This window comes from Nostoc sp. MG11, assembly GCF_014904695.1.
Classification (GTDB): Bacteria; Cyanobacteriota; Cyanobacteriia; order Cyanobacteriales; family Nostocaceae; genus Komarekiella.
In genome coordinates, this window is sequence record NZ_JACXXN010000197.1 from 1 (window position 1) to 848 (window position 848).

At 41.6% G+C, this 848-nt stretch carries 1 protein-coding gene; it reads right to left on the minus strand.

The window, feature by feature from the left end:
- A partial coding sequence (locus tag HCR01_RS38055) for an AMP-binding protein (protein ID WP_193201032.1) occupies window positions 1–848 on the minus strand: 848 nt, incomplete at both ends.

The following is an 848-nucleotide window of genomic DNA, read 5'->3' on the forward strand; positions in this document are numbered from 1 at the left end:
ATCAAGTTTCTAATTACAGGCGGCACAAACTCGGCACAATCAACTTTTTGTTCTCGCATCAGATTGTAGAGCAGTTCTGGAGCGAGTAACCATTCCCTTGGACAAACAACTAACTTGGCTCCAGAACATAATGCACGCACTAAATCCCCAGTAAAGACATCAAAAGAGAAATTTGCCATTTGTAAATGACTGGTAGTAATGGTTCGCAGTTGGTATGCTTGTTCCCAACCCAAATAAGCATTTACCAAACTGCAATGGCGAACCATTACCCCTTTTGGTCTGCCGGTCGAACCTGATGTGTAAATCAGATATGCTAAATTTTCCGGTTTGACTTCACTGACTCGATTGTGCTGGCTCTTAGTCGCAATTACGTCCCAATCTGCGTCTAAATAGACTACTTGAAGGTAATGTTCCGGTATTTGGGTAACTAACTTCTTAGTAGTTAGCAACATTGATACCTGGGAATCGCGGAACATATAGTCTAAACGTTCTTGGGGATAATCGGGGTCTAAGGGTAAATATGCGCCTCCGGCTTTGAGAATTCCTAAGATACCTACGAATATATCTAAGGAGCGTTCTATACAGATACCAATTAGGTTATCTGGTTTGACTCCTAGTTCTTGTAAATAATGTGCTAATTGATTGGCGCGGCTATTTAATTCTTGGTAAGTCAGTTGTTGATTACCAAATACCACTGCGACTGCATTTGGTGTGCGTTCTACCTGCTCAACAAATAGCTGATGAATACATTTGTGGGGATATTCTCTTTGAGTTTGATTCCACTCTACCAGTAATTTTTGGTGTTCCCAGGGTGGGAGTAATGGTAATTCCGCAATTCGCTGTTCAGG